Source organism: Flavobacteriales bacterium (assembly GCA_013214975.1).
Taxonomy (GTDB): domain Bacteria; phylum Bacteroidota; class Bacteroidia; order DT-38; family DT-38; genus DT-38.
The window spans coordinates 1-6,610 of the sequence record JABSPR010000108.1; the positions used below are offsets into that span (position 1 = coordinate 1).

Consider the following 6,610-nt stretch of genomic DNA (forward strand, 5'->3'; position numbering starts at 1 on the left):
AGAGCAGAAATAACATACAAATCTGTCAACCTATATCAGTACAAGACACTCACCCCTAACCCCTCTCTAAAAAAGAGGGGAACTCATCATATTTACACGGATGCCAACGTCCATTAGAAGAAGGGCTATTATTAATCGAGATGAGGACTTAGTAAGACTGGGAAGTCCTGAACTTGCTTCAGGAATCAACCAGCCGCACTTAGCGCTCATGAAGGTGTTAATAGAACTGAATTGGAGGACTTGAGTTTTTTCCTTCGTTTTTTGGTCAAGCCAAAAAGGAAGTGGCCGTCCGCTATTAGGACGTAGAAGAATCTCTCTTTTTATGTCCTTATGCCGGACGGGCATCAAACAAATCCGTACTACAGAACGGAAAAGTATTCTGGTACTAAGCTTTTAATTTTATCCAAGGTTTCGGTTACGGATAAATCACTCATTCCGCCTGAAGCATTGGCATGTCCACCGCCATTAAAGTGTTCTTCTGCCATAACATTAACTGGGTTCTCCTCCCCTTTAGAGCGGAAAGATATTTTCATGATGCCATCTCTTTCTGAAAATACAATTGCCGCCTTAATTCCTTTAATAGACAAAGCTTGGTTTGCTAAGTTGTCGGTATCCCCTTTTTGGTAATTATATTTTGCTAATTCCTCTTTCGACAATGAAATAACAGACACCATGTAGTCTTCCATAATCTCCAGCTTTTCGCACATAGCATATCCTTGCAATCGCAAACGACTAGCAGTGTTGTTATCGCTTAGTACTTCATGTACCAAATGATTCTCAACGCCTGCGGTTAACAACTTTGCCAATGCTTCGTGTGTGCGAGATTTTGTAGAAGGAAACCTAAAACTGCCGGTATCGGTTAATATACCAAGATATAAAGGTGTTCCAATCTTCTGGTCGAGCAGGGCTATATTACCAGATTGTTCAATTAGCTCAACAATTAATTCTGATGTAGAAGAAGCATTGGTATCCGACACTGTTAATGTTGGGAATTCCTCCGGATTTAAATGATGGTCGATCATTATTGTTTTACATGTTACCGCTTCTAGCAAGGCTTGCATATCCGGTCCAATTCGGTTTGTAGCATTATAGTCCAAACAAAACACTAAGTCTGCTTTTTCAAATGCAGTGGTAACCTCTTCTGGTTGATCCGTAAATAAAAGAAAAGACGAAGTATCCATCCAATATAAAAAACTAGGTGCCGCGTCTGGATGACAAACCGTTGCTGTTTTACCAAGCTTTTCAATAAAATGTAATAGACCCAATGAGCTGCCTATTGAATCACCGTCAGCAGATTTATGCGCTGTGATCACAATATTTGAGGCGGCTTTAATTTCAGCTTCTATTTCTTGGAATATATTCATGTAAAATCTATTTAGTTTTTAATAATCTTGGAGCAAGTCGGCAAAAGTGTGTCTTTTAATACTACAATAAAAATGAAAAGGAACTAAGAATTTCACCTGTCAAAGGTTTAACAGCTAATCTTACTCAATACGAAATCGTTAGAGAATATAATCACTGAGAACAAAGCCTAAAGTAAATGGCGACATACTTATTACATTTAATCCCGTACGTACGGGATTATTCAGTATCTGTGCATTATATAGATTAGTGGTATTATTGCAGGCAACTATTTGCAGATGAATATCCAAGATAACAACATAGCCTCTTTACTGAGAGATGGATCTAACGAGGCATATCGTTATGTATACACGCACTACTTCCCTCTGCTATGTAAGCGTTCTTTCCAAATTATTCAAGACATCGATACATCCCAAGACCTAGCCCACGAAATGATTATTAAGATGTGGGAAAAGAGAAACGATATTAAAGACGACCAGAAAATACTGAGCTATCTATTAAAAGCAGTGTATAACAGTAGCCTTAATTACATACGCGACGAAAGCAGAAAGCAGAAACGGATAGATGGAGCCGTTGAAACCAACGAGGATATAAAAACGCCAGACTACACAAGCGAGCAAGAATTACTCTTGAAAATAAATCAGGTTTTGGAGCAAGAAGATGAATTGCGACAGAAAATATTTAGACTAAATAGGTTTGAAGGTTTAACCACGCAAGAAATTGGCAAACAGTTAGATATTCCTATTAGCAAAGTGCAATACAACATCGGCAAAGTGATGGTACAACTGCACATTCACTTGAAGGAGTACTTAACCGTTTTTATTTTCTTTTTAATAAATACGCTAAATAATTAAAGAGGCCACATCAATTTGGTGTCTAACTAATAACAAGACAAAATGGACAACGACAATTTACACAACGAACTCATTCAGAAAGTACTTCTGGGCGATGCATCTGAACAAGAGGCAAAGCAATTAGACGAACTGCTTGTGTCGGATGCTGGCGTAAAGTCTCTCTTTAACGAAATGAAGAAACTCTACGACGTTACTGAAATGGATAAATCGTTCTATGATAAATTAGATGCAGACAAGTACTACAACAAGTTTATAGAAACTACAGAGGGCAAAGAGGTGATTCCAATTTCTTCGGAATCAAACTCAAACTATACCTTTCTTAAAATTGCAGCAGCTATACTTATATCCGTTGGTATCGGATATCAATTCTTGGGTAGCGAAGAAGTAGTAATTGTTGAAATGGCTGTGATTGAAACGAACACTATTGAAAAAACTGAAGAACATTTGATGGATAACTCGGATGTAAAACTCAATATAAATTCTAAACTCACCTACCCCAAATCCTTTTCGGCAGACAAAAGAATTGTTGAATTGAAAGGAGAAGCATTCTTTGAAATTGAACCAGACAGTACCAAACCATTTATTGTTAAAGCGGGCAATGTGCGTATTAAAGTATTGGGAACTGCGTTCAATGTAAATGCCAACAACCCCGATTCTGTTGTAGTAACCGTTAAGGAAGGAACGGTTAAGGTGTATTTAACAAGACAAGACAAAGGCGTAATATTAACGGCAAACGAAAAAGGAACTGTTCTTAATACCAAGAATCTAACCCAAGCCAATAATGATAACATGAACTATTTATATTGGTATGATGGTGTATTAACCTTCGAGGATGCTACTTTAGATAAAGTAGTTTCTACAATGAATAAAGTCTATGGCATTAATATTACGCTTGCTAACGAAGCGCTATCCTCTTGTAGAGTTACTGCGAGTTATAATAATTTCGAAGCATCCAAAATTTTTAAATTATTAGAAATGACATTAGGATTAACAATTGAAGACCAACAAGAAGAAATAGTAATTACTGGTGAGGGGTGCTGATTTTTTGAGCTATCGATCTAATTTAAATTTCATTTACAAAAAGGCCATTGTCCTTGTCCTTCTTTGTTCTTCCCTAACTACAACTGCCCAAACCGATATATTAAGCACCACGTTTAGCTTGCAAGAAGTTAATCAACCCATCAATCAGGTATTGCTAGATATTGCCAAAACCACCAACATTTCCATCACGTTTAATAGCCGTTTAATTCCAGCATCGGAAAGAATTTCGATTGATGTAAAAGACGAATCATTAAGAGAAGTATTTGATTTTCTTTTTACCAACTACAACATCGAATACCAATCGTTCGATGACAATATTATTATCTACAAGCCAAAAGAGTACAATACCATTTTCAAAGCAGACACAATTGAAAGTATTGAGGTAACAGATGAGAACGAGGTTGTAATTGCTGTAAAACCAGACACGAACACAACAAAGAAGTCCATTCCAATTAACGCAGAGAAAGCAGATGATATTATTGTAATAGATAGTGCAGAAACTAAACCAATAGAGATAATTAATACAATAATTCCGGTAGTAGTTGAAGAGTTTATTCCAGATCCTGTATTACCCCAACCGAAAATTCAAAAGAAAAGCAAAAACTTCTTTTCCCTAAATACAAATACCGACTTACTCCTTCCCCTATCAAATACGAAAAGCAAGGAAATCGATAATGTAGAATTTAATCAAAGCCTTAACTCAGCCATTCGATTTGGCTTTAAATTGAACTACCATGTTGGAAAAATTGGTGTTGGCTTGGGCATGAAAAAAGTGAATTTTACGGATGAGACAGATTCTAAATACTCCACCGTAAACAACTACACATTGGATTCTGTTTTCGTTGCTACTTCTTATTTAATTGGGTCCGAGTCTGTATTTGTATACGATAGTTTGGAGGTAGAAAGGTCAGATACGCTTATCCACTACGACAACATTAAAGGGTCTTACTCTTATCTTGAAATCCCTTTAGAGATATCCTATACAATTATTAAAAGCAAAAAATTTACCGTTAACGTAATGACCGGCATAACCACTTCCATCCTGCTAAAAAAACAAGATCAATTGATGAATAAGGACGGAATCGTTGAAGATATTACCAATGCTTCTGTCAATACATTCTTCTCTTTACAAACGGGTGTAAATGGGGGTTATCAATTGGTAGAAAATATGACTATATGGGCCAATTTTACGTATATAAAAGGCATTCAACCCATGTATTCAAAAAATCACTTCCCGCTCCAAAAGGTTGATTTTATTGGTATAGGAACAGGAGTTAGTTATAAATTTTAAAAAAGATTAAATAAAATTAAAGAGCATGTTACTTTTTGGTGTCTTAAGTATATAGCACTTAAAAAGGGCCAATCATGAATAAACCAAATCTTTCAAAAATGACAACGATAAAACCAAGCCTAAGCACATTGCTCTCCATTTTGCTCATGGCATTTTTCGTGTTTAATAATTCGTTCTCGATAGCGCAGGATGTTAATATACCAGATGCTAACTTCAAGTCATATCTAGTAGGCAATGCTTCTATTAATCTAAACAGCGACAGTGAAATTCAAGTATCTGAAGCAAACGCTTATACAGGTACGATAGATGCTTCCTATAAAAGCATATCGAATCTTATTGGAATAGAAGAATTTACCATGTTAACCGAATTGTATTGCAACAACAATTCTATTTCGAGCATCGATATTTCGAGCAACACAGCGCTAACCTTTTTTCAATGCGACAATAATTCGTTAACTAATTTGGATGTTGGATCAAACACTGCCCTCGAATTCCTTGCGTGTAGAAGTAACGGAATCACTTCGCTTGATATATCAACCAATACAGCACTAATAACACTTAGATGCGACGATAACTCAATAAGTAATATAGATATTACTAATAATGTAGTCTTAGAATACTTCTGGTGTTCAGAAAATTCATTAACCAATTTAGACCTCGCTAACAATACAGCAATTATCCAATTACTTTGCGCATATAATTCACTGACTACTTTAGATGTATCTAGTTTAACTGCCCTTACAGGGTTTCATTGTTACTACAACTCCTTAACGAGTTTAGATCTTTCACAGAATACGGTGCTCGATTACATCCAATGCGATTACAATCAGCTAACGTCTTTAGATGTTTCGGCCAATACCGTTTTGACTACCCTATCTGCAGTTGCCAATTCAATAACGGCAATTGACGTTTCGAACAATTCCATATTAACACAATTAATGCTTTCCAATAATAATTTGATGTCGTTAAATCTTCAAAATGGAAACAATACCAATATGACATTAAGTGCGATAGGTAATTCTAATTTAAGCTGTATCTCGGTTGATAATTCTTCTTGGTCATTTAATAATTGGACATTTATAGATGCTAATTCATCGTTTAGCATGGGCTGTAATCCCGAAATATGCGATAACGGAATTGACGACGATGGGAATGGGTTGATAGATTTAAATGACACTTGGGGTTGTGCAATAGCTTGTCCGGCTTGGATGGCACCGGCCGTCCTTACAACAAGCAATGGAGATGTATGTAGTAATAATTTGGTATTAACTGTTGGAGATTCGGTATCGGGTCAATGGTATAAAGATGGTATTGCCCTAATTGGTGAGACAGGATCAACACTGGCTGTTTCCGATAATTCGTATGGTAATGGCTACTACACCAAATTAGGTTGTTTTATTTCCGGATACTTTGTTACAACGTGTACTGAAATATGCGATAATGGTATTGATGATGATGGCGATGGTGCAATAGATTTAAATGACATAGAATGTTCTTGTTTTACTTGGGAATGGCCTCTTCCTACTCCACCAGTTGCATGTACATGCCCTCCTGTAATAGTTCCATATCCGTATCCGGTTGAAGTTACTCCCGTTGGCACCATAGTAATGGATCCGTACGACCATATTTATCAATCGGGTAGTTTGTGCGACAGCAACGTCGTATTGGCATATTCCAATAATACTTGTACCGACTACCAATGGTATATGAACGGAATTGCCTTAGTTGGCGACACGAGCGAAACATTGGTTATTGCCGATAGTTTCTATTCTGATATCTATAGTGTAAGAAACTCTTGCGGATGTAATTTGCCATCATACCAGATAAGCCCATGCGAAGCTGTTAGTGTAACATCCAACAAGAACAGTTATTCTCCAAACGATACGATAGTACTGGAACTAATTAATAACCACCTTACAAATGCGTATTTCAATTCCTGTACGAACGACGAATTAATCACAAAGCATATTCTAAAACAAAATGGAACAGATTGGGATATTCTGGAACAATGGACATACGTATGTGACCCTTTAACATATACTTATGCAAATGCAAATACAGC

5 protein-coding genes are annotated in these 6,610 nt (G+C 36.6%); 4 read left to right on the forward strand and 1 reads right to left on the reverse strand.

Features of this window, described 5'->3' with window-relative positions; translation table 11 throughout:
• Positions 1 to 359: 359 nt before the first annotated feature.
• Complete coding sequence (locus tag HRT72_04315) at positions 360 to 1,364, reverse strand: bifunctional oligoribonuclease/PAP phosphatase NrnA (GenBank protein NQY66932.1); 1,005 nt, start codon at positions 1,362 to 1,364, stop codon at positions 360 to 362.
• Positions 1,365 to 1,640: 276 nt separating this feature from the next.
• Between HRT72_04315 and HRT72_04320 the strand changes: the two genes are divergently transcribed.
• The 4 genes from HRT72_04320 to HRT72_04335 form a co-directional block, all read left to right on the forward strand.
• The gene (locus tag HRT72_04320; protein NQY66933.1) at positions 1,641 to 2,216 is read left to right on the forward strand and encodes a sigma-70 family RNA polymerase sigma factor; all 576 of its coding nucleotides are present in this window, start codon (positions 1,641 to 1,643) and stop codon (positions 2,214 to 2,216) included.
• A gap of 42 nt (positions 2,217 to 2,258) precedes the next feature.
• Positions 2,259 to 3,257 (forward strand): FecR domain-containing protein, encoded by a 999-nt coding sequence (locus HRT72_04325; protein ID NQY66934.1) that lies wholly within the window; start codon positions 2,259 to 2,261, stop codon positions 3,255 to 3,257.
• Between the two features lie 118 nt (positions 3,258 to 3,375).
• On the forward strand, positions 3,376 to 4,548 hold the full coding sequence (locus HRT72_04330; protein ID NQY66935.1) for a hypothetical protein: 1,173 nt from the start codon (positions 3,376 to 3,378) through the stop codon (positions 4,546 to 4,548).
• A gap of 98 nt (positions 4,549 to 4,646) precedes the next feature.
• Positions 4,647 to 6,610: hypothetical protein (locus HRT72_04335; GenBank protein NQY66936.1), on the forward strand; the 1,964-nt coding region annotated here is incomplete at its 3' end.